Origin of the sequence: Curtobacterium sp. DN_7.5 (genome assembly GCF_022655355.1) — a bacterium.
Taxonomy (GTDB): domain Bacteria; phylum Actinomycetota; class Actinomycetes; order Actinomycetales; family Microbacteriaceae; genus Curtobacterium; species Curtobacterium luteum.
Genome location: NZ_CP093378.1, coordinates 3,331,747 through 3,354,421 on the forward strand (window position 1 = coordinate 3,331,747; position 22,675 = coordinate 3,354,421).

A 22,675-nucleotide genomic window follows, 5' to 3' on the forward strand; every position below is an offset into this window, starting at 1 on the left:
GACAGTCTAGGCGGAGCCCCCGACAGCCGAACGGGCGCGGACCGCGAGGTCCGTGTGGTCCGCGAACACGCCGTCGACCCCGGTGCGCATGACGGACCTGAACCACCGCTCCCACTCACCGAACCCGGCGACGTCCCCGCCGCGCCGGAGCGGCCCCGGCAGGAAGCGGTTCTCGGGTCGCAGCGTCCACGTGTACACGGCGAGCCCGGCGAGGTGCGCGCGGTCCACGACGGCGCTCCGCACCGGTCCGGGATCGTCCACGGCACGGCTGTCGGTCCCCGCCATCAGGGTCTTCAGGTCGACGCTGATCCCGTCGAACTCGTCGGCCAGGCGTGCGAGCGCTTCGTCCGACCGCTCGGACGCGTACGTGGGAGCCAGCGACCCGTGGGACGCGACCTCGTCGGCGGCGCTGCCCCGGGCCTCCTGGAGGTACACGAGCCGACCGCCCGTCCGACGCGAGCGGAGGTCGCGGAGCACGCCCTTCTCGAAGCTCTCGACCGTGAGCCGCGGGTCGCCGCGCCAGCCGGCCGCGCCGAGCACGTCGTCGAACAGCGCGTCCATCGGGAAGCCCTCCTGACGGAAGGACGTGGCGTGCTTGACCTCGGCGACGAGCCCGACCGGGCGTGGGGCGTCGTCGAGGATCGCGAGGAGGTCCTCCAGCCGGAGGATCGGGTCCTCGCCGTCGTGCGCCGCCGACGCGGGCCGCAGACCGGGGAGGCGCTCGCGGGTCCGCAGCGTCTGCAGCTCGGCCCACGTGAAGTCCTCGGTGAACCAGCCCGTCAGGGTCTGCCCGTCCACGGTCTTCGTGGTCCGACGATCGGCGAACTCCGGGTGGTCGGCGATGTCCGTGGTGCCCGATATCTCGTTCTCGTGCCGGAGCACGAGCACACCGTCGCGCGTCGGCACGAGGTCGGGTTCGATGGCGTCGCAGCCCATCTCGATCGCGAGCTCGTAGGCGCTCCGCGAGTGCTCGGGACGGTGTCCGGACGCGCCACGGTGGGCGATGACGAGGGTCATGCGTGCACGGTACCGGCCTGGAGGCGCGGCTCACCTCCGCCTTCCAGCACAGTTCACACAGGCGCTCAGCCCCGGCACGGCGAACTCCGAGCCGGCGGTGCGACGATCGCCGCAGGCGACCACGGGACAGCCGTTCCGCTCGCCGCGAATCCCCAGCCTTCCGGGCCGCCCGGTCCGTAGGCTGAGAGGACTCGAACATTCAGGAGAGGACACCATGGCCTTCAAGCCCGGTTTCGACCAGTCCCCCGCCTTCAACGACGCGGGCCGGAACGCCTGGGGCGCGGGCGCCGGACAGCAGCAGGCTGGCTGGGGACAGACGCCGCAGCAGGGCATGACGCCCGAACAGCTACAGTACATGTACGACCGTCCGTCGGCCTCCACCGTCGACACCGACCGCATGTCCTACGAGGACACCATCGTCAAGACGCTCCTCGCGTTCGGCGTGCTCGTCGTCGGCGCGGTGGCCGGGTGGAACCTCCCGCCGGTCGTCTGGATCGTCGGCGCGCTGGTCGGGTTCGTCCTCGCCCTGGTGAACACCTTCAAGAAGAAGCCCTCCCCGGCGCTGGTCCTGGCCTACGCGTTCTTCGAAGGGCTCTTCGTCGGCGGGATCTCGGCGTACTACAACAGCGCGTTCGACGGCATCGTGACCCAGGCGGTGTTCGGCACGCTCGGCGTCTTCGCCGTCACGCTCCTGCTCTTCACGTCCGGCAAGGTCCGTGCGACGCCGAAGGCGACCCGGTTCTTCCTGGTGGCGATCGTCGGCTACATGGCGTTCTCCCTCGTGAACCTCGTCCTGATGTGGACCGGCGTCACGAACACCGCGTTCGGACTCCTCGGCGTGACCGTGTTCGGCATCCCGCTCGGCGTCGTGATCGGCATCTTCGTCGTGCTCATGGCGGCGTACTCGCTGATCCTCGACTTCGACCAGATCAAGACCGGCGTCCAGCGCGGCGCTCCCCGCATCTACGCGTGGACGGCGGCGTTCGGCCTCATCGTCACGCTGGTGTGGCTGTACCTCGAGATCCTGCGCATCCTCGCCATCATCGCGAGCAGCTCGCGCAACTAGCGGGCAGCACGACCCGTACGACCAGGAGGGCCCCGGCGAACACGCCGGGGCCCTTCGTCGTGTCCGGCCCGCCGTCGTGTCCAGACCCGCCGTCGTGTCCGGGCCCGCCGCGCCGACCCATCCACTCGCCAGCGGTCGAGACACCCCGCGTACGGACGACCGGCGGTCACGACGTGTCGGTATCGCGGGCGTCGAGCGACCATTCGTGACCGATTGACGGCGAGCAAGCGGGGAGTCGTGACCGCACGAGCCCACTCGAGCCCTCACGCACGAGCGGCCCCGCGCGCACGAGGGCCCGGCACGCAGAACGCGTGCCGGGCCCTCGTGGTCCAGGGAGTGGTCACTCCCACTCGATCGTCCCCGGCGGCTTCGACGTGACGTCGAGCACGACGCGGTTCACGTCCGGGACCTCGTTCGTGATGCGGTTCGAGATCTTCGCGAGGGTGTCGTACGGCAGACGCGTCCAGTCGGCGGTCATGGCGTCCTCGGACGAGACCGGACGGAGCACGATCGGGTGGCCGTAGGTGCGACCGTCACCCTGGACGCCCACGGAGCGGACGTCGGCGAGCAGGACGACCGGGCACTGCCAGATCTCCTCGTCGAGGCCGGCCGCGGTGAGCTCCTCGCGGGCGATCTTGTCCGCCGCGCGCAGCAGCTCGAGGCGGTCCTTCGTGACCTCACCGACGATGCGGATGCCGAGCCCCGGGCCGGGGAACGGCTGGCGACCGACGATGACCTCGGGCAGCCCGAGCTCACGGCCGACCGCACGGACCTCGTCCTTGAACAGGGTGCGCAGCGGCTCGACGAGCTCGAACGTCATGTCCTCGGGCAGGCCGCCGACGTTGTGGTGCGACTTGATGTTCGCGGTGCCGGAACCACCGCCGGACTCGACGACGTCGGGGTAGAGCGTGCCCTGGACGAGGAACTTGACCTGCCCCTCGGAGTCGGAGGCCTGGGCCTCCAGCACCAGGGCCTCGGCCGCGGCCTCGAACGTGCGGATGAACTCGCGGCCGATGATCTTGCGCTTCTGCTCCGGGTCGCTCACGCCGGCGAGGGCGTCGAGGAACTGCTGCTCCGCGTCGACCGTCACGAGCCGGACACCGGTGGAGGCGACGTAGTCCTCCTCCACCTGCTTGCGCTCGTCGGCGCGGAGGAGCCCGTGGTCGACGAAGACGCACGTCAGCTGGTCGCCGACGGCCTCGTGCACGAGGGCAGCGGCCACGGCGGAGTCGACACCACCGGAGAGCCCGGCGATGACGCGCGCCGAACCGACCTGCTCCTTGATCCGCGCGACCTGCTCCTCGATGACGTTCGCGGAGTTCCAGTCGCCCGGGAGCCCCGCGGCACGGTGCAGGAAGTTCTCGAGCACGGCCTGGCCGTGGACCGAGTGCTTGACCTCGGGGTGCCACTGCACGCCGTACAGCTTGCGCTCGTCGGACGCGAACGCGGCGACCGGGGTCGAAGCGCTCGACGCGAGGACCTCGAAGCCCTCGGGCGCCTTCGCCACGGAGTCGCCGTGGGACATCCAGGTCACCTGGGACTCCGGCTGCGCACCGAGCAGGACGCTGTCCGTTCCGGTGACGGTGACGTCGGTCGCGCCGTACTCGCGCTGGCCGGTCTGGGCGACCTCGCCGCCGAGGGCGGTCGCCATGGCCTGGAAGCCGTAGCAGATGCCGAGCACGGGGACGCCGAGCTCGAGGATGCCGCCGTCGAGCGCGGGCGCGCCCTGCTCGTAGACGGACGACGGACCACCGGAGAGCACGATCGCCGCCGGGTCCTTCGCCTTCACCTCGTCCGCGGTGATCGAGTGCGGGACGATCTCGCTGTAGACGTTGGCCTCGCGCACGCGGCGAGCGATGAGCTGCGCGTACTGGGCTCCGAAGTCGACGACGAGGACGGGACGCTGTTCGGTCTCGCTCACCGAGCGGCCTCCTTCTCACGCTGCTGCGCAGCGGTCAGGTCGTGGTAGGTGTCCATCGCGATCTTCTGCATGCGGTGCTCGACCACGAAGGACATGAACGGGATGACGCCACCGAGGGCGATCAGCAGGAAGCGGATGGGCTTCCAGCGCATGATGCTCCACAGACGGAAGTCCGTGAAGAGGTAGAGGACGTACAGCCAGCCGTGGGCGATGAGGATCCCGATGGACAGGTTGAACGTGCCGGGCTCCTTGCCTGCGGTGCCCTCGGGCACGAAGAACTGCCCGCCGCCGAGCTGCATCTCGAGGTGCAGCGGCGTGTACTTGAGGATCATCTCGACCACGAGGGCCAGGAGCAGCACACCGGTGATGTACGCGGAGACGCGGTACCACTTCACCGCACCCGGGATCTTCGGGATGTCGCGGGTTCGGACGGTCAGGGCCATATCCGCCATCCTACCGTCGGTCGACGAGCGCTCCGTCGGCACTGTGGAGGCGTTCACGACGGTCCTCCTCCTCGCGCTCCCAGGCGTCCTTCACGAACCGGTACCAGAGGAACACGGCGAAGCCGGCGAACACGGCCCACTCGATCGCGTAGAAGAGGTTGAGCCAGTCGAACTGGACCTCACGCGTCGGGGCCCGGTCGGCGATGGTGCCGAGGTCGGCTGCCTTCGCGGTGGAGCCGTCGGCGACGACGTACCCGAGGTACATGCGGTCGTCGAACTGCTTCCAGGTGTTGACGAACCGTGCCGGCGCCACGGCCGAGTACTCGCCCTTGTCGTACGTGTCCTGGTCGGGCGACTCCTCCGGGTAGAGCCGGCCCTCGACCGTGACGGTCTCGCCGTCGGCCAGACGGTCGCCACCGGCGACGGCGGCCGAGCGCTGATCGGACCACCCGATGACGACCGGGAGGCTCGCTCCGGTCCCCGAGACGACGAGGTGCCCGACGGTCTGGTACGTCCCGCCCCCGCTCCGCCCGGTCAGGACGGTGGTGTCACCCGCGACGAAGGTGCCGGTGACGGTGACCTTCTGCCCGGCGAGGGACTCGGTGACGGGCCGCATCGGAGTGAGCGCGTCGTCGAGGGTCTCCTGCGTCTCCGTGGTGGCCGGGAGCGGCTTGCCGTTCTGGATGCTCCGCTCGAGCTGCCACTTGCCCAGGAACGCGAACACCGCCGCGAGCACGAGCGCCAGCAGCAGCAGCGCGATCCACCTCGGTCGTCGGGCAACGGCCCACATCTGTATCAGTACTCCGGATCGCGCTGTCGCACCGGGCGTTCGGGACGCTCGGCGGGGATCTCCACCGACGAGGTCACGGGTTCCTCGCGGGGCTCCGGTGCACCATTCTCGCGCTCTTCCCTCCCAGCCGCCTCCACGAGGGCGAACTCCTCCGCGAACTGGCGGTCGCGTTCGGCGCGACGGGCGGCCCTGGAGGCGTCCTCGTCGGCGACGCCGGCGCTCGCGGCGGTGTGGATCGCCTCGTCGAGCGCCGGCCCGGTCGCTCCGGCGGCGACGCCGCGACCACCGCGGCTACCGAGGCGCGCGCGGAGACGCTGGCGCAGCCGCGCAACCCGCGCCGGACGCACCACGAGGCGGCCGATCCGGTCCGAGTTCACCGCGAGCAGCGGCCCGAGGACGGCCATGACGAGGACGTAGAGGCCAGCGAACGCGGTGATCCGCGCCTCCAGGCCGGCGGCAGCCGAGAGCGTGGCGAGGATCAGCGCGAACTCGCCGCGGTTCACCAGGATGACCGCGGTGTTGATCCCCTGCTGGACGCTGAAGCCGTTCATCCGGGCGACGATCTGACCGGCGACGGCGTTCAGGACGACGGTCATGCCGATCGCACCGAGGACCGGCCAGAGCACCTCGCCGAAGGTCGACAGGTCGAGCCCGAGTCCGAAGTTCACGAAGAAGAACGCGGCGAAGACGTCGCGCATCGGCAGCGCGAGCTGCTCGATGCGGTCGCGGTAGCGCGTGGCGCCGCAGAGCAACCCGATCACGAACGCGCCGATGGCGTCGGTGACGCCGAGGATCTCGCCGATGCCGCCGAACATCACCGCGAGGCCGAAGAACAGCACCGTGAAGAGCTCGTCGTCGCGGGTGGCGAAGATCTTCGACACCCACTTCCCGGCGAAGCGGGCGAGGGTGAACATCACGACGAGGAACCCGAACGCGAGCCCGAGCTTGCCGATCACACCCCAGACGTTCGTGTCGCCGGAGAGCACGACGGAGACGATCGCCAGGTAGATCGCGATGAAGACGTCCTCGATCACCGTCACGCCGAGGATCATCGGCGTCTCGTCGTTCGCCAGCCGTCGGAGCTCGATGAGCAGCTTCGTGACGATCGCGCTCGACGAGGTCGCCGTCATGCCCGCGATGATCAGGGCCTCGCGCGTGCCCCAGCCGAGCGAGAACCCGAACGCGAACCCGATCCCCATGTTGATCGCGACGTAGGTGCCGCCGGAGACGAGCAGCTTGCCGGCGTTGCCGTAGAACTCCTCCTGGTCGAACTCGAGCCCGAGGTTGAACAGGAGGAGGACCAGCCCGAACGTCGCGATCAGCTCGATCGTGTCGGACTCGACGTTCAGCCCGATCCACGGGGTGTGCGGGCTCGCGATGAGCCCCACGAGCATGTAGATGGGGATCGCCGGCAGGCCGATGGTCTTGCCCAGGCGTCCGAGGACGTAGGCGATGACGAACAGCACACCGATGGTGAGCAGCTCACCGCCCAGGTGCACGCGCTAGCTCCGGCGCGGGGCCTCGGCCGAGGCGGCCGCAAGCTCTCCGCTGCGGTAGAACGAGAACGCCTTCGCGACCTTCTCGGGCGCTCCCGCCACGACGATGGTGTCGCCGGGGAACACGACGAAGTCCGGGGAGGGAGCCGGGTTGGCGCTGTCGCCACGGACCACCGCGACGACGGTCAGGCCGATGAAGCCCGAGTCGTGGAGGTCGCCGAGGGGCTTGCCGGCGATGGCGTCGTCGTAGTCGACGGAGAACCAGTCGATGCTGAGGCCCGGGATCTCGTCGAGCTTGTCGAGGCCCTCGGTGATCCGGGTGCCGCCGAGGAGCTCCGCGAGGGTGTGCGCTTCGTCCTCGCTGAGGCGCAGCGACACCTTCTCCGACTTGTCCGCGCCGTCGGAGACGTCCGCGAAGGAGATGAGGTCGGAGTGTCCCGACCGGTGCGTGATGACACCGCACTTGCCACCGTCGTCGGTGTAGAAGCTGTGCAGCACGCCGACTCCGGGGAGCTTGACGCGATGGACGTCGACCATGAGATGGCCTCCCTTTCCGAGTACCACGATGATAACCACCGCCGGTCGCCGGGCATTCCGGGTCATCCGGTCGGTGGACGCGTCGGGCTCGGGGCCTGGGCTAGCGTCGGGGGATGCAGCGATCTCGGGGTGTCGTGGCCGTCGTCGGCGTGGCGGTGGTGGCGCTGTACGCCGCGCTGCTCGTCGTCGTCCAGCTGGTGCTCGACCCGCTCGCGGCGGTGCCGGGACGGTCGCTGGGCTCGATCTACGCCGAGCTCGAGCGGCAGGGCTTCCACACCGGTGTCGACGTGGCGGTGGTCGTCGGGGTCGGCGTCGTGGGCGTGCTGCTCGCCGCGGGCCTCCAGTGGGTCCTCTCGGAGCAGCGGGCACCGCTGTTCGCGATGGTCGCGGCGCACCTCGGCGTGCTCGCCGCGGGGATCGCGCCCGCCTGGATGAGCGGGACCGCGCTCGGCATGGACGTCGCCGACGCGTTCATGGTCGACGGCGGGTACCACACCGCCTGGTTCACGGTCCTCGTCGGCGCCAGCGGCGCCGCCCTCGTCGCGATGCCGTTCGTGCTCGTCGTCGGCCAGGCCGTGCACGTCCGACGCACCGCCCACCGGACGTCCGCGGTCTGACGGGCGCGCACCGCGCCTCCAGGCCGGTCTGGAGGCACGGTGCGGGCCGGCGACGTCCGTCGCCTACCGGGGTTCGCTCGTCTTCTCCCCGACCACCTGCTCGTCGGACGCCTTCGCACCGTCCGCGCCGCTCGACCGGCCGCCGCCGACGACCACGTCGTCCTCGTCGAAGCCGAACGCGATGTCCGGCGCCTCGAGGCGGACGCGGTCCGCCGACTCGTCGTCGGGCTGGAGCTGCGACGCGCGCTCGGCCGCGACGCGCGTGAGGTAGTTCGAGACCTCGTTCTCGGTGGTCTCCTGGTCCCACCCGAGGACGTCGGCCATGAGCTTCGCGGCGACCGGCGCCGCGGACTCCCCGCGGTCCCAGGCCTCGATCGAGATGCGGGTGCGCCGGGCGAGGACGTCCTCGAGGTGCAGGGCGCCCTCGTGCGAGGCCGCGTAGACGACCTCGGCACCGATGTAGTCGTCGGCCTGCGGGAGCGGTTCGGCGAGGGACGGGTCCTGCTCGACGAGCTGCAGGACCTCGGTCGCCAACGTGCCGTAGCGGTTGAGCAGGTGCTCGATGCGGACCTTGTGCACCCCGACCGACCGTGCCGTGCGCCCGCGCCGGTTCCACGCGGCCGGGTAACCCTCGGCGCCGAGGAGCGGGATGTCCTCGGTGGTCGACTCCGGGATCTTGCCGTCCATCGCCGCGACGGCCTCGTCGATGGCGTCCTTGCCCATCACGCGGTACGTCGTCCACTTGCCGCCGGCCACGACGACGAGTCCTGGCGCGGTGTGCGCGACGACGTGCTCGCGGCTGAGCTGCGAGGTCTGGTCGGACTCGCCGGCGAGGAGCGGGCGGAGGCCGGCGTAGACGCCCTCGACGTCCTCGCGGGTGAGCGGGACCGCGAGCACCTTGTTGACGTGCTCGAGGATGTAGTCGATGTCCGCCGCGGTCGCCGCGGGGTGCGCCTTGTCGAGGTTCCAGTCGGTGTCGGTGGTGCCGACGAGCCAGTGCCGGCCCCACGGGATGACGAAGAGGACGCTCTTCTCGGTGCGGAGGATCATGCCGGTGTTCGACTGGAAGCGGTCACGCGGGATGACGAGGTGCACGCCCTTCGACGCCCGCACCTTGAACTGCCCGCGGGTGCCGACCATGGCCTGGGTGTCGTCGGTCCACACGCCCGTCGCGTTGACGACCTGCTTGGCCCGGATGTCGAAGCGCTCACCGGTCTGGATGTCGTGCGCGTGGGCGCCGACGACCCGCTCCCCCACCTTGATGAAGCCCTCGATGCGGACCCGGCTCGCGGCGTGTGCGCCGTACGACGCTGCCGTGCGGACGAGGGAGGCGACGTAGCGGGCGTCGTCGACCTGCGCGTCGTAGTAGGTCATGCCGCCGACGAAGGCGTCCTTCTTCAGGCCGGGCATGTTCTTCAGGACCTGCTTGCGGCTGAGGTGCCGGTGGTGCGGAACGCCCGGGGGTCGGCCGCCGGACCAGCTGAACACGTCGTACATCGCCATGCCGATGCCGATGTAGAAGCGCTCCCACACCCGGTGGTTGAGCGGGTAGAGGAAGCGGACGGGCTTCACCAGGTGCGGGGCGATCCGCTGGAGGAGCAGACCGCGCTCGATCAGGGCCTCACGCACGAGCGCGAAGTTGAGCTGCTCGAGGTACCGGATGCCGCCGTGCACGAGCTTCGAGGACCGGCTCGACGTGCCCGAACCCCAGTCGCGGGCCTCGACGATGCCGACGCTCAGGCCACGTGTGGCGGCGTCGAGCGCGCTGCCGGCGCCGACGATGCCGCCGCCGACCACGAGGACGTCCACCTCGTGCTCCTTGAGCGCGGTGATCGCCGCCGCGCGTTCGTCCGGACCGAGCTTCACGGTCGGGTCGAACCCGACCCCACCGGCCGAGCGGGCCGTCGTGCTGCTGGTGGTCGTTGCCTTCGCCATGGTCGCCTCCGGTTCACGGGCGGCGCCGGAGCGTCAGTGCTGGTGGTACGGCGCCACGACCACTTCTACTCGCTGGAACTCCTTGACGTCGGAGTATCCGGTGGTCGCCATCGACCGACGCAGGGCGCCGACGATGTTCGCGCGGCCGTCCCACGTCGGGGTCGGGCCGTGCAGGACGTTCTCGAGCGGGGCGATCGTGCCGACCTCGACCCGGCGGCCGCGGGGCAGCTCCGGGTGGTGGGCCTCGGCACCCCAGTGGAAGCCGCCACCGGGGGCCTCGGTCGCGCGGGCCAGGGCCGTGCCGAGCATGACCGCGTCGGCACCCATCGCGATCGCCTTGACGACGTCGCCCGCGGTGTCGAGCCCGCCGTCGGCGATGACGTGCACGTACCGGCCGCCGGACTCGTCCATGTAGTCACGACGGGCTCCGGCGACGTCCGCCACGGCGGTGGCCATCGGTGCGTGGATCCCGAGCGCGGCGCGGGTGGTCGACGCTGCGCCGCCGCCGAAGCCGACGAGGACCCCCGCGGCACCGGTGCGCATGAGGTGCAGGGCCGCCGTGTAGGTCGAGGCACCGCCGACGATCACGGGGACGTCGAGCTCGTAGATGAACTTCTTGAGGTTCAGCGGCTCTTCGTCCTGCGAGACGTGCTCCGCCGAGACGGTCGTGCCGCGGATGACGAACAGGTCGACGCCGGCGTCGACGACGGTCTGCGAGAACTCCTGCGTGCGCTGCGGGCTGAGCGAGCCGGCGACCGGCACCCCGGCGGCGCGGATCTCGGCGAGGCGCGCGGTGATCAGCTCGGCCTTGATCGGCTCGGAGTAGATCTCCTGCATGCGCTTCGTGACGTTGCCGTCGGTGAGGCTCTTGATCTCCTCGTAGTACGGCGCCGGGTCCTCGTAGCGGGTCCAGAGGCCCTCGAGGTCGAGGACACCGAGGATGCCGAGCTTGCCCATCTGGATGACCGTGGCCGGCGAGGCGACGGAGTCCATCGGCGCGGAGAGGATCGGCGACTCGAACGTGAACGCGTCGATCGTCCACTGGACGGAGACGTCGCGCGGGTCACGCGTGCGTCGCGAGGGGACCACCGCGATGTCGTCGAACGCGTACGCCCGTCGTCCGCGCTTGCCTGCACCGATCTCGACTTCACTCACGGGCACAGCCTAGCGGGCGGCCCCCACACGGGTCCCCGACCGGGTGGACGGTCGCCGGGCGGTCTCGACGAGTCCGGACAGCAGCTCGGGGTAGTCGATGCCGACCGCCGCGAACATCTTCGGGAGCTGCGACCGCGCGGTGAGTCCGGGCATCGTGTTCACCTCGTTGAGGACGACCTCGCCCTCCGGTGTGACGAAGCAGTCGACGCGGGCGAGGCCGGCGCACCCGAGGCGTGCGAACAGGGTGCGGGCCACGGTGTCGATGCGCTCCGCGACCGCGGGCTCGAGCGGGGCCGGCAGCACGAACCGCGCGCTGCCGTCGTACTTCGTGTCGGCGTCGAAGAACCCGGCGGCGTCGTTGAGGACCTCGAGCGGCGGGCCCACGACGAGTTCGCCGGTGACCCGTTCGAGCACGGCGACGTCGACCTCGCGTCCGGTCACGAGACGCTCGACGAGCACGCGGTCGTCGTGCGCGAACGCCTCGGCGAGTGCTGCGTCCAGCTGCCCGGGAGCGTCGACCCGGCTCACCCCGTAGCTCGAACCGCCGGCCACCGGCTTGACGATCCAGGGCATCGGGCCGACGGCGGACCGCAGGACTTCGGCGTCGACGGGGGCCGCGTCGGCGCGGGTGAGCAGGGTGCCCGGGGCGACGGCGACCCCGGACGCCTGGGCGACGAGCTTCGTCGCCCACTTGTCCATGGCGAGCGCCCCGGCACCGACCGGGGAACCGACGACGGGCACCCCGGCGAGCGCGGCGAGTGCGGCGAGCGAGCCGTCCTCACCGCCCGGACCGTGCACCGCGGGGAACACCACGTCGGCGGCGGCGAGCACGGCGGCGGCCTCGGGGAAGGAGCACGGCAGGTCGGCCGATCGCCACCCGCCGTCGCGTTCGATCGTCAGACGCGCGACCTCGTACCGCGTCGGGTCGAGGGCGGCCGCGACCGAGGCGGCGCTCGCGAGGCCGACCTCGTGCTCGCTGTTGGCGCCGCCGCCGATGACGACGACGCGGACGGGTGCGGTGGTGCTCATGCGCTGCTCCTGCTGGTGGTGGTGTCGACGGCTCGCTCGATGCGGCCGCCGAGTCCGGTGATGATCTCGTGGGCGTTCGTGTCGGCCCAGGTCGCCCAGTCGGCGGCGGTCGGGCCGGGTGCCCCGAGGAGCGTCACGACCTCGCCGCGCACGACCTCGGGTCCGGGCACCCCGGTCACGTCGAGCACGACCTGGTCCATGTTGATCCGCCCGACCACCGGCACGAGCTGCCCGCGGAGGCCCACCCGTGCGGACCCGGACGCGGCGCGCGGCACCCCGTCCGCGTAGCCGACCGGCAGCACGGCCAGCACGGCGTCCCGAGGCGCGGTCCACGTGCCGTCGTAGCCGACCGGGGTGCCCGCACGGACGGACCGCACCGCGACGACCGGCGCGGTGACCGTCATCGCGGGCACGAGTCCGGCGTGCCCGGGGCCGATGCCGACGAGGGCGGCGCCGACGCGGACGGCGATGCCGGTGAGGTCGGCCCCGGCGAACGCGGCCGGCGTCCCGCCGAGGTGCAGCTCGACCGGGTGCACGAGGGTCAGGTCGGCCGCGAGCCCGGCGAGCCGCAGCAGGGTGGCGGCGCGCGAGGCCGAGGCGCGGTCGGCGTTCGGCACGTGGCCCATCACCGCGCGGACGACGACGTACCCGGCGCGTTCGGCGGCGACGGCGGCGTCGAGGAGCGCCTGCCAGCGGTGGGGTTCGGCGCCCTCGCGCGCCATGCCGGTGTCGACGTGCAGGTGCACGACCACGGCGGTCCCCGAGCGGCGTCCGGCCTCGGCGACGGCGTCGAGGGTGTCCCGGTCACCGACCGCGACCTCGACCCGCTCGCGGGCGGCGGTCGTGAAGTCGGCGCCGGGGAGGTGCAGCCAGCAGAGCACGCGGGCGTCGATGCCCGCGGCGCGGAGGGCGAGCGCCTCGGGCAGTGTGGCCGTGCCGAGCGCGGTGGCCCCCGCGGCGAGCGCGGTCGTCGCCACCGTGGCCGCGCCGTGCCCGTAGCCGTCCGCCTTCACGACGGCGATCAGGTCGTGTCCTCGGACGGTGACCCGGCGGACGTTCGCGGCGACCGACGCGGGGTGCACGGTGCGGAGCGGCCCGACCGCAGACGTCGGCGGCACGGGCACCGCGCCGACGCGCGGGTCGTTGATGAGCGTGGTCACGCCCTCAGCGTGGCGTCACCGCATCCCGCGCGGATCGGGGCCGAGGCTGAGCACCGTCCCCCTGGAGGATGAAGCACGCTCAGCCTCGAGGACGACGCTTCCTCAGGATCCGCAGCGTGAGGCCGAGGAGCACGACGAGCACGACCAGGACGACGAGCAGCACGGCGGCCGCCTTCACGAACAGCGCGGCCCCCACGAAGAGCACGACGAAGAGCAGCCACACGACGGCGTCGAGCACGAGGGGTCCGGGGGTCCGCACCCCGGCAACGGTAGCCGAACGGCGGGGACGACCCGCGCCTCCAGGCCGAGGAACGGGGCGAGGGAATGGGGCCGTGCGGCGCGGAGCGTCCACGCACGGCCCCACCCGGAGCGGATCCCACCCCCACAGCGGGACCCGCGGTCGACCAACGCTAGCGCGCCGAGTCGACGTCCTTGGCGAGCGTCCCCAGGTACAGCTCGATGACCTTCGGGTCGTCGGCGAGCTCACGCCCGGTGCCCGAGTACGCGTTCCGCCCCTGGTCGAGCACGTACCCACGATCGCAGATCTGCAGACAGCGTCGCGCGTTCTGCTCGACCATGATGATCGACACACCGGCCTTGTTGATCCGGCGCGTCCGGATGAAGGTCTCGTCCTGGCGCACCGGCGACAGCCCCGCGCTCGGCTCGTCGAGCAGCAGCACCTTCGGGTCCATCATCAGCGCACGGGCCATGGCGACCGACTGCCGCTCGCCGCCGGAGAGCGAGCCGGCCCGCTGGTTGCGTCGCTGCGCGAGCACCGGGAAGAGGTCGTAGATGACCTCGAGCCGCTCGGCGAACTTCCGGGGCCGGAGGTACAGCCCCATCTGGAGGTTCTCCTCGATGGACAGGGAGGGGAAGACGTTGTTCGTCTGCGGGACGAACCCCACCCCGGCCTGCACGAGCTTGTTCGCCTTGAGGTTCGTGATGTCCTCGCCCTGCAGGGTCACCGCACCCTCGCGGATGGAGACCAGGCCGAACAGGGCCTTGAGGAGCGTCGACTTCCCCGCGCCGTTCGGGCCGATGATGCCGATGAGCTCGCCCGGGTAGCAGTCGAGGTCACAGCCGTTGAGGATGTTCACCCCGGGCAGGTACCCGGCGACGAGGTTCTTGGCGCTGAGGACCGGCTCGCCGCGGTCGATCGTCGCGGTCGCGGACGTCGCGCCCGTCGTGTCGGTCGCGCCCGTCGCGCCCGTCGCGTCGGTCGCCGGACTGGAGGCGCTGCTCGCGCTCGTGGGCTCGCTTGCGTCGGTCATCGGGTCGCCTCCTGCTCGTCTTCCTCGCGCTGTTCGTCTTCCTGCTCGACCTCTTCGGCGAGCTCCTCGTAGGTCTCCTCGGTCAGGAGCGAGTCGTCACCGAGGTCGGTGTCGTGGTGGGCGCCGAGGTACGCGTCGATGACGGCCTGGTCGTCCATCACGGTGTCCGCCGGGCCCTCGGCCACGACCTTGCCCTCGGCCATCACGACCACCCAGTCCGAGATGTGCCGGACCATGTGCATGTCGTGCTCGACGAAGAGGACCGTCATGCCGTCGTCGCGGAGGGACTGGATGTGCCCGAGCAGCGACTGGGTCAGCGCCGGGTTCACGCCGGCCATCGGCTCGTCGAGCATGATCATCGTCGGGTCGGACATGAGCGCCCGGGCCATCTCGAGGAGCTTGCGCTGCCCGCCCGAGAGCGAGCCGGCGTAGTCGTCCTGCTTCTCGAGGAGCTTGAAGCGGGCGAGCAACTCCTCCGCCTTCGCGGTGATCTCGCGCTCGCGCTTCCGCCAGAGCGCCGGGACCAGACCGACGAAGAAGTTCTCCCCCGGCTGGTCGCGGGCGCCGAGCAGCATGTTCTGCATCACCGTGAGCCGGGACAGCGCCTTCGTGAGCTGGAACGTGCGGACCATGCCCTTGTTCGCGATGTGCGTCGCGCTCGTCTTCTGCAGCGTGTCCCCGTTGAACCGGGTCGTGGCACCGGGGCTCGGCTTGTCGAACCCCGTGAGCAGGTTGAAGAAGGTGGTCTTGCCGGCGCCGTTCGGGCCGATCAGCGCGGTGATCGAGCCGCGCTGGACCTCGAGGTGGTCGACGTCGACCGCGGTCATGCCGCCGAAGCGCCGCGTGACGGTGTCCACCGTGAGGATGGCGTCGTCCTTCGGGTGCGCGTAGGTCTCAGACACTGAACGTCAGCTCCTTCTTGTTGCCGAGGAGTCCCTGTGGGCGGAACACGATGAGGAGCATGAGCGCGACGCCGACGAGCACGTAGGAGAACTGCTCCGCCTGCTGCTGGTTCATGATCGAGTCGGGGATGAAGTCGCCCGCCACCGTGCGGATGAAGAGCCGGACGACGAAGAACAGCACGGCGCCGAGCACCGGGCCGAACACCGTCGCCGCGCCGCCGAGGATGAGTGCCGTCCAGATGAAGAACGTCATCGAGCGGCCCATGGCGTCCGGCTGCACGGAACTCGGCAGGACGTAGACCACGCCGGCCAGGGCACCGAGTGCGCCACCGAAGACGAGCGCCTGCATCTTGTACGAGTAGACGTTCTTGCCGAGGGAACGCACGGCGTCCTCGTCCTCGCGGATCGCCTTGACGACACGGCCCCACGGGCTCCGCATGAGCAGGAAGAGCACGAGCGTGAACAGGGCGACGAGCCCCCACGCCGCGAGCCGGATCCACCAGCCGTTGACGCCGTTGTTCGAGTACGTGAACCACAGGATCGTCGTGGTGCCGTCCGGCAGCGGGCTGATGGCGTTGAACGGGTCACGGTAGGTCGAACCCGCGATTCCGTTCGAGCCGCCGGTCGTGTCGGTGAGCAGGCTCGAACGTCCGACCATGCGGATGATCTCCGCGCCGGAGATCGTGACGATCGCCAGGTAGTCGCCGCGGAGCCGCAGCGTGGGGATGCCGAGGATGATCGCGAACACGATGGCGATGGCGAGGGCGACGAGCACGGCGACCACGAACGGCAGCCCGTTCGTGATCGAGATCGCGAAGCCGTACGCGCCGAGCAGCAGGAACGCCGCCTGGCCCATGTTGACGAGGCCGGTGAGACCGAAGTGCACGTTGAGGCCGATCGCGGCGAGCGCGAACGCTGCCGTGGTCGGGGCGAGTGCCTCCTGCGACAACGCGGAGAGCAGGGAGAGGAAGTAGTCCATGGCGACGCTCCTTAGCCGATCCGCTCGGCGCGACCGAAGATGCCCTGCGGCCGGAACAGCAGGATGAGGATGAGGATCACGAGGGCCGTGGCGTACTTGAAGTCGCCCGGCAGCACGAGGTTCGTGAGCTCCACGACGATGCCGATGATCATCGAGCCCGCGAGTGCCCCGTACGCGGTGCCGAGACCACCGAGGGTCACCGACGCGAACATGAGCAGGAGCAGCTGGAGGCCGGTCTGCCAGTTGACGCCGTTGAGCACGAGGCCGAGCATGACGCCGGACAGGCCGGCGAGGCCGGCGGCGAGCGTCCACACGAACCGGATCACCCGGTCCACGTCGATGCCGGACGCCGCGGCGAGCGCCGGGTTGTCCGAGACCGCGCGGGTGGCCCGGCCGAAGCGGGTCTTCGCGAGGAAGAGCCCCGTGGCGACGAGCACGACGAGGGCGATCGCCATCGCGACGTAGGACTGCACGGTCAGCGTGATGCCCGCGAAGGACAGCGTCTCCGGGTTGCCCTTCTGGATGCGGACCGTGGCGGCGCCGAAGAAGTACTGGAAGGCGTACTGCGCGGCGATCGAGAGGCCGATCGTGACGATCATGAGCTGCGTGAGGCTGATGCGCTTCCGGCGGAGCGGCCGCCAGATCGCCGCGTCCTGCAGGTAGCCCGTGGCGGCGCACAACAGCGTGACGACGATGCCCGTCACCCAGATGTTCCACCCGAGCTGGTTCGCGAAGACGTAGGCGAGGAGACCGCCGAGGGTCACCTGCTCACCGTGCGAGAAGCTCGAGAGCCCCGTGGTGCCGTAGATCAGCGACAGGCCGATCGACGCCAGCGCGATGAGGAGCCCGAGTCGGATCCCCGAGGCGAACTGCTGCCAGGCGCGGGCGAAGCTGAAGCTGCTCGTGTCCGCCTGCGTGGTGGCGCCCTGCTGGTCCGAGAGCTGGAAGATCTGACCGACGTTGGCGTTCAACGTCGCGGAGACCTTCCGGTCGGCGTCGGCCGCGTTCGTCAGGTACTGCCCCTTCGGCAGCGTGTCCTGGTCGACGCTCACGGTGTACTGCCCGGCCGTCGTGACCGAGACCGACCAGCGACCGGAGTCGTCGGTCGTCGCGGTCTGGTCGAAGCCGCCCGCACCCGTGACGTCGACGTCGACCCCGACGGCGGGCTTCCGCTCGGCGTCGAGGATCGTGCCGCGGATGCAGCCGTTCGTGGTGCTGACCGTGCACGGCCCGGTCGGGCTCGACGCACTGGCGGACGGGCTGCTCGTCGCCGCCTGCGCCGCGGGCGACACTGCCCAGTCGATCGCGAAGGTGGCGAGGAAGGCGAGGAAGAGTACTGCGGCGAGGAGCAGGCGGCTGCGGCCTGGTGCCCCTCGGCGGAACCGGCGCAGCAGTGCCGGCCCCGGCGGAGTGATGGAACCCACGGATGAGCCTCTCGTTCGGATGTCGAGGACCCTAGGGAGTTTTTGTGTCCCCCGTGTTTCCACCACGTTCCCTGGAGAAATCGTGCCGTAACCGTGATGCTGCTCAGGAACGGGAGCCACTCCTGGTCCGGAATGCGCGTGCACCCCCGCGCGTTACCATTGCTCATCCGGAACCCGTTGCTGCGTTCCCGGTGTCTCGACCACTTCAGGTGCCGCCCGCACGGCACCCCGCCCACGAAGGGGACTCATGGACCAGCCGGATCCGTTCGGATTCATCGGACTCACGTACGACGACGTCATGCTCCTGCCCGGACACACCGACGTCATCCCGAGCGAGGCGTCCACGACGTCCCGGCTCACCAAGCGCATCCAGGTGCACGTCCCGCTGCTCTCCGCGGCGATGGACACCGTCACCGAGGCCCGCATGGCGATCGCGATGGCGCGCCAGGGCGGCATCGGCATCCTGCACCGCAACATGTCCATCGCCGACCAGGCCGCGGCGGTCGACAAGGTCAAGCGGTCCGAGTCGGGCATGATCACCAACCCGGTGACCACCACCCCGGACGCCACCGTGGCCGAGGTCGACGCGATCTGCGGGCAGTTCCGCGTCTCCGGCCTGCCGGTGGTCGAGGGCGACGGCAAGCTCGTCGGCATCATCACGAACCGCGACATGCGCTTCGTGGCGCCCTTCGAGCACCAGACCACGCTCGTGCGCGACGTCATGACGAAGGCGCCGCTCATCACGGCCCCGGTCGGCATCGACCCCGACGACGCCGTCGCGATCTTCGCCGAGCACAAGATCGAGAAGCTCCCCCTCGTCGACGAGTCCGGTCGGCTCAAGGGCCTCATCACGGTCAAGGACTTCGACAAGAGCGAGAAGTACCCGGACGCCACGAAGGACGACGCGGGACGCCTGCGCGTGGGCGCGGCCATCGGCTTCTTCGGCGACGCCTGGCAGCGCGCGACCGCCCTGCTCGAGGCCGGCGTGGACGTCCTCGTGGTCGACACCGCCAACGGCGAGAGCGAAGGCGTGCTCGACATGGTGCGCCGCATCAAGGCTGACCCGGCGTTCGCCGGTGTGGACGTGATCGGCGGCAACGTGGCGACTCGTTCCGGCGCGCAGGCGCTCATCGACGCGGGTGTCGACGCCGTCAAGGTCGGCGTGGGCCCGGGCTCGATCTGCACCACGCGGGTCGTCGCCGGTGTCGGCGTGCCCCAGGTCACCGCCGTGTACGAGGCTTCTCTCGCCGCCCGCGAAGCCGGTGTCCCGGTCATCGCCGACGGCGGCCTGCAGTACTCGGGCGACATCGCGAAGGCCCTCGTCGCGGGTGCCGACACGGTCATGCTCGGCTCGCTCCTCGCGGGCACCGACGAGTCCCCCGGCGACCTCGTCTTCGTCAACGGCAAGCAGTTCAAGGCGTACCGCGGGATGGGCTCCCTCGGCGCACTGCAGACCCGCGGCAAGAAGACCTCGTACTCGAAGGACCGCTACTTCCAGGCCGACGTCCCCTCGGACGACAAGCTCATCCCCGAGGGCATCGAGGGCCAGGTGCCCTACCGCGGCTCCGTGGCGAACGCCGTCTACCAGCTCGTCGGCGGGCTCCGGCAGTCGATGTTCTACGTCGGCGGCCGGACGATCCCGGAACTCAAGGCCCGCGGCAAGTTCGTCCGGATCACCCCGGCCGGGCTGAAGGAGTCGCACCCGCACGACGTGCAGATGGTCGTCGAGGCGCCGAACTACAGCCGCTGACGCAACCAGCGCCGAACGCCCCGTTCCTCGTCGAGGAGCGGGGCGTTCGCGCGTCCGGAGCCGATCAGTTGTGCACCTGCTCAGATTCATCACGGCTCTGTAACGAAACATCCAGGGGTGGATGATCGTCACACGGGCGAAACGTATCCGCTCTAGCTTTCTCGACATCCCACGCGGAGGACACCGCGCTCGACCCGATGCGGTCCGGCCCCCCGCGCAGAGAAAGGGCTCCACGGATGATCAGAACCACCCGTGCCACCTCGGCACTGGCAGTGGCGGGAGTTGCAGCGCTCCTGCTCGCCGCGTGTTCCACCACCTCGGGCGGCAGCGCCCCTTCGGAGTCCGCCTCTGGCGGCGCGAAGAAGGACCCGGCCGCGAGCTGCAAGGCTCCGGACAACCCCAGCACCGATGCGCTGAAGATCGGCACGATCCTGCCGCTCACCGGCTCGCTGGCGTACCTCAACCCGCCCGCCGAGTCCGGCGTCGGCCTCGCGGTCGAGGACATCAACGCCGCCGGGGGCGTGCTGGGCAAGGACGTCTCGATCAGCCCCGCCACCGACTCGGGTGACAGCAACGACATGACCGTGTCGAGCGCCGCAGCCACGAAGCTCGTGAACGCGAAGGTGCCGGTCGCGATCGGTGCGGAGTCCTCGTCCGTCACCCTCAACGTGATCGACCAGCTCACGAGCAACTGCATCGTGGAGATCTCCCCCGCGAACACCGCGACCGACCTCTCGGGCTACTCGTCGTACTACTTCCGGACCGCTCCGCCGGACTCGGTGCAGGGCTCGGCGCTCGGCCAGCTGGTCACCGGTGACGGCAACGCCAAGGTCGCGTTCCTCGTCTTCAACGACACCTACGGCACGGGCCTGCGCAACTCGGTCCAGGCCGCGGTGGAGGCCTCCGGTGGCCAGGTCGTCTACGGCGGCAAGGGCAAGGGCCAGGAGTTCCCGCCCGGACAGACGACGTTCTCGTCCGAGGTGACGGCCGCGCTCGACTCGAAGCCGGACGCGATCGTCGTGCTCGCCTTCGACGAGACGAAGTCGATCATCCCGGAGCTCAAGGCGCAGAACGCCGACATGTCGAAGATCTACATGTCCGACGGCAACACGGCGGACTACTCGAAGGACTTCGACGCCGGCACCCTCACCGGCGCCCAGGGCACCATCCCCGGCGCCTCGCCGAAGGACGACCTGAAGAAGCGCTTCGCCGAGTTCTACAAGACGTCCTCGGGCAAGACGCTCGCCGACTACTCGTACGCGGCCGAATCCTACGACGCCACCGTGCTCGCGGCCCTCGCTGCCGTGAAGGGCAAGGGCACCGACTCGGGCACCATCCAGGCCAACATGGCCGCGGTGTCCGGCGCCGACGGCGGCACCGAGTGCTCGACCTTCAAGGAGTGCTCGTCGCTCCTCGGTGACGGGAAGGACATCCACTACACGGGTCCGTCCGGCATCGGTCCGTTCGACGACAACAACGATCCGTCGAGCGCCTACATCGGCATCTACAAGTTCGACAAGGACAACAAGCCGGTCTACCAGAGCGCCATCCAGGGCTCGGTGAAGTAGGTCCGACCAGTACGACTGGCCCCGAGTCTCGGCTGTACGCAGCCGAGACTCGGGGCCAGCGTCGTGTCTCGTGGCGGATGGCGCGAGATCTGTCGCCGGGCGCGAGACTCGCCTCCGCGGACACGGCCGGGAGGCACGACCCGCCCCCGTCGGGTCAGGCCGGGTCCGCCAGCGGGGCGGCCTGGGCACGCCGGCGCGAGGACCGTGCGGCGGCGAAGCTGTCCACCGTGAGCACGACGAGCGCCAGCCACACGATCGCGAAGCCCGCCCACCGCTCGGGCGGCATCGGCTCGTGCTGCACGACCACCCCGACGAGGAGCTGCATCACCGGTGCGAGGTACTGCGTCAACCCCAGGGTCGACAGGCTGACCCGCCGGGCCGACGAGGCGAAGAGCAGCAGCGGCACCGCGGTCGCCGGGCCGGTCAGCACCGTCACGACGACGTGCCCCCAGCCCTCGCTCGTGAACGTCACCCCGCCACCGAGGCCCGTCACACCCATCACCAGCAGCGCCGCCACCGCGAGCGGCAGCAGCCACACCGTCTCGATCGTCAGCCCGCTCAGCGCGTCCACCGTGCCCCCGACCCGCTTCTTCACGAGTCCGTAGAGCCCGAACGAGAACGCGAGCGCCAGTGAGATCCACGGCATCTGCCCGTACCCGACCGCGATGACCACGACCGCGACGACGCTGATCCCGACCGCGGCCCACTGCGCCGGACGCAGGCGCTCCCGCAGCACGACGACGCCGAGCGCGATCGTGACGAGCGGGTTGATGAAGTAGCCGAGGGCGGCCTCGACCGTGTGGCCGGTCGTCGTCGCGGCGACGTACACGGTCCAGTTCACGAGGATGAGCACCGCGGCGAGCCCCATCACGAGCATCACACGGCGCTGGGCGACCAGGGAGCGGGTCCGGAGCCACGACCGCGTGACGACGATCGCGACCGCGCAGAACACCAGCCCGAAGACGATCCGCCACGCGACGATCTCGACCGCGCCGGCCGGGGACATCGCTGCGAAGAGCAGCGGCATGAGTCCCCACAGCCCGTACGCGACGATCGCCTGCACGACACCGACGGATGCCTCGCTGCGGGCGGGCTGGGCGGGCGTCGGTTCGGTCACGGAACCATCCTAGGAAGCCGCGCCGACGCTGAGGCCCGGCACCGTGCCTCCACCCATCGGCACGGCCGCCGCGTCGCTGGCGCGTCGCGTCGGAACCGGCGACGTGGGCCCGGGCCGGAAGCGCAGCGGACGCACGAACGCCCCGCCGGCCTGGTGGCCGACGGGGCGTTCGCAGTGTGGCTGGACTCAGCGCACGACGACCGCGAGGACGTCGCGGGCCGAGAGGACCAGCAGGTCCTCGCCCGAGTACTTGACCTCGGTGCCGCCGTACTTGGAGTAGATGACCTTGTCGCCGACGGCGATGTCCAGCGGGATGCGGTTGCCGTTGTCGTCGACGCGGCCCGGGCCCACTGCCACGACCTCGCCCTCCTGGGGCTTCTCCTTGGCGGTGTCCGGGATGACCAGACCGGAAGCGGTGGTCTGCTCCGCCTCGACCTGGCGGATGACGATGCGATCCTCGAGCGGCTTGATGCTGACGGCCACGGTGACCTCTTCTTT

General features: G+C 70.5%; 21 protein-coding genes. 4 read left to right on the forward strand and 17 right to left on the reverse strand.

The features are described from left to right. Nucleotides 1–6 precede the first annotated feature (6 nt). Nucleotides 7–1,017: a glycerophosphodiester phosphodiesterase family protein gene (locus MON03_RS15670; RefSeq protein WP_242089395.1), complete on the reverse strand. Its 1,011-nt coding sequence runs from the start codon at nt 1,015–1,017 to the stop codon at nt 7–9. A gap of 214 nt (nt 1,018–1,231) precedes the next feature. Here MON03_RS15670 and MON03_RS15675 point away from each other — a divergent pair, with 214 nt between their 5' ends. Further along, a complete protein-coding gene (locus tag MON03_RS15675) occupies nt 1,232–2,083 on the forward strand; it encodes a Bax inhibitor-1/YccA family protein (protein WP_242089397.1) in 852 nt (283 codons plus the stop codon). Between the two features lie 340 nt (nt 2,084–2,423). Here MON03_RS15675 and guaA read toward each other — a convergent pair whose 3' ends face one another. From guaA to MON03_RS15700, 5 genes are read right to left on the reverse strand one after another with little or no spacing between them, the layout of a single operon-like run. Continuing rightward, a complete protein-coding gene (guaA, locus tag MON03_RS15680; protein WP_022904862.1) occupies nt 2,424–4,004 on the reverse strand; it encodes a glutamine-hydrolyzing GMP synthase in 1,581 nt (526 codons plus the stop codon). Next, nucleotides 4,001–4,447 carry a DUF3817 domain-containing protein gene (locus MON03_RS15685; RefSeq protein ID WP_022904861.1) on the reverse strand — a complete coding sequence of 149 codons (447 nt, stop codon included), beginning with the start codon at nt 4,445–4,447 and terminating at the stop codon, nt 4,001–4,003. The genes guaA and MON03_RS15685 overlap by 4 nt, the downstream gene beginning before the upstream one ends. A 10-nt stretch (nt 4,448–4,457) precedes the next feature. Then, nucleotides 4,458–5,237, reverse strand: coding sequence for an SURF1 family cytochrome oxidase biogenesis protein (locus MON03_RS15690; protein ID WP_242089399.1), 780 nt, complete (start codon nt 5,235–5,237; stop codon nt 4,458–4,460). A 5-nt stretch (nt 5,238–5,242) separates the two neighbouring features. Next, nucleotides 5,243–6,736: a cation:proton antiporter gene (locus MON03_RS15695; protein ID WP_242089400.1), complete on the reverse strand. Its 1,494-nt coding sequence runs from the start codon at nt 6,734–6,736 to the stop codon at nt 5,243–5,245. Nucleotides 6,737–6,739: 3 nt separating this feature from the next. Next, nucleotides 6,740–7,270 (reverse strand): cation:proton antiporter regulatory subunit, encoded by a 531-nt coding sequence (locus MON03_RS15700; protein WP_022904611.1) that lies wholly within the window; start codon nt 7,268–7,270, stop codon nt 6,740–6,742. Between the two features lie 113 nt (nt 7,271–7,383). Here MON03_RS15700 and MON03_RS15705 point away from each other — a divergent pair, with 113 nt between their 5' ends. Beyond that, complete coding sequence (locus MON03_RS15705; RefSeq protein WP_148286265.1) at nt 7,384–7,887, forward strand: hypothetical protein; 504 nt, start codon at nt 7,384–7,386, stop codon at nt 7,885–7,887. A gap of 63 nt (nt 7,888–7,950) precedes the next feature. Here the strand turns inward: MON03_RS15705 and MON03_RS15710 are convergent, their stop codons facing one another. The 9 genes from MON03_RS15710 to MON03_RS15750 form a co-directional block, all read right to left on the reverse strand. Continuing rightward, a complete protein-coding gene (locus tag MON03_RS15710) occupies nt 7,951–9,822 on the reverse strand; it encodes a glycerol-3-phosphate dehydrogenase/oxidase (protein ID WP_242089401.1) in 1,872 nt (623 codons plus the stop codon). Nucleotides 9,823–9,855: 33 nt separating this feature from the next. Then, nucleotides 9,856–10,977, reverse strand: a complete 1,122-nt coding sequence (locus MON03_RS15715; protein WP_175328256.1) for a GuaB3 family IMP dehydrogenase-related protein — start codon at nt 10,975–10,977, stop codon at nt 9,856–9,858. 9 nt (nt 10,978–10,986) lie between these two features. Beyond that, the gene (locus MON03_RS15720) at nt 10,987–12,006 is read right to left on the reverse strand and encodes a D-alanine--D-alanine ligase (RefSeq protein ID WP_242089402.1); all 1,020 of its coding nucleotides are present in this window, start codon (nt 12,004–12,006) and stop codon (nt 10,987–10,989) included. Further along, nucleotides 12,003–13,166, reverse strand: coding sequence for an alanine racemase (gene alr / locus MON03_RS15725; RefSeq protein WP_242089403.1), 1,164 nt, complete (start codon nt 13,164–13,166; stop codon nt 12,003–12,005). Before alr ends, MON03_RS15720 begins: the two co-directional genes overlap by 4 nt. Before the next feature lie 79 nt (nt 13,167–13,245). Next, the gene (locus MON03_RS15730; protein WP_242089404.1) at nt 13,246–13,425 is read right to left on the reverse strand and encodes a hypothetical protein; all 180 of its coding nucleotides are present in this window, start codon (nt 13,423–13,425) and stop codon (nt 13,246–13,248) included. Between the two features lie 151 nt (nt 13,426–13,576). Beyond that, complete coding sequence (locus tag MON03_RS15735; RefSeq protein ID WP_022904618.1) at nt 13,577–14,437, reverse strand: ABC transporter ATP-binding protein; 861 nt, start codon at nt 14,435–14,437, stop codon at nt 13,577–13,579. Further along, on the reverse strand, nt 14,434–15,339 hold the full coding sequence (locus MON03_RS15740; RefSeq protein ID WP_022904619.1) for an ABC transporter ATP-binding protein: 906 nt from the start codon (nt 15,337–15,339) through the stop codon (nt 14,434–14,436). The genes MON03_RS15735 and MON03_RS15740 overlap by 4 nt, the downstream gene beginning before the upstream one ends. Further along, nucleotides 15,332–16,318 (reverse strand): branched-chain amino acid ABC transporter permease, encoded by a 987-nt coding sequence (locus tag MON03_RS15745; protein ID WP_175328259.1) that lies wholly within the window; start codon nt 16,316–16,318, stop codon nt 15,332–15,334. The genes MON03_RS15740 and MON03_RS15745 overlap by 8 nt, the downstream gene beginning before the upstream one ends. An 11-nt stretch (nt 16,319–16,329) precedes the next feature. Next, a complete protein-coding gene (locus MON03_RS15750) occupies nt 16,330–17,733 on the reverse strand; it encodes a branched-chain amino acid ABC transporter permease (protein WP_444542370.1) in 1,404 nt (467 codons plus the stop codon). 256 nt (nt 17,734–17,989) lie between these two features. On the opposite strand from MON03_RS15750, the gene guaB reads away from it, so the two are divergent. After that, on the forward strand, nt 17,990–19,492 hold the full coding sequence (gene guaB / locus MON03_RS15755; protein ID WP_022904622.1) for an IMP dehydrogenase: 1,503 nt from the start codon (nt 17,990–17,992) through the stop codon (nt 19,490–19,492). A 236-nt stretch (nt 19,493–19,728) separates the two neighbouring features. Next, on the forward strand, nt 19,729–21,060 hold the full coding sequence (locus tag MON03_RS15760) for an ABC transporter substrate-binding protein (RefSeq protein ID WP_242089405.1): 1,332 nt from the start codon (nt 19,729–19,731) through the stop codon (nt 21,058–21,060). Between the two features lie 154 nt (nt 21,061–21,214). On the opposite strand, the gene rarD is transcribed toward MON03_RS15760, so the two are convergent. Both rarD and groES read right to left on the reverse strand, forming a co-directional pair. Beyond that, nucleotides 21,215–22,177, reverse strand: coding sequence for an EamA family transporter RarD (gene rarD / locus MON03_RS15765; RefSeq protein ID WP_242089406.1), 963 nt, complete (start codon nt 22,175–22,177; stop codon nt 21,215–21,217). A gap of 186 nt (nt 22,178–22,363) precedes the next feature. Next, nucleotides 22,364–22,660 carry a co-chaperone GroES gene (gene groES, locus MON03_RS15770; RefSeq protein ID WP_022904625.1) on the reverse strand — a complete coding sequence of 99 codons (297 nt, stop codon included), beginning with the start codon at nt 22,658–22,660 and terminating at the stop codon, nt 22,364–22,366. Nucleotides 22,661–22,675 lie beyond the last annotated feature (15 nt).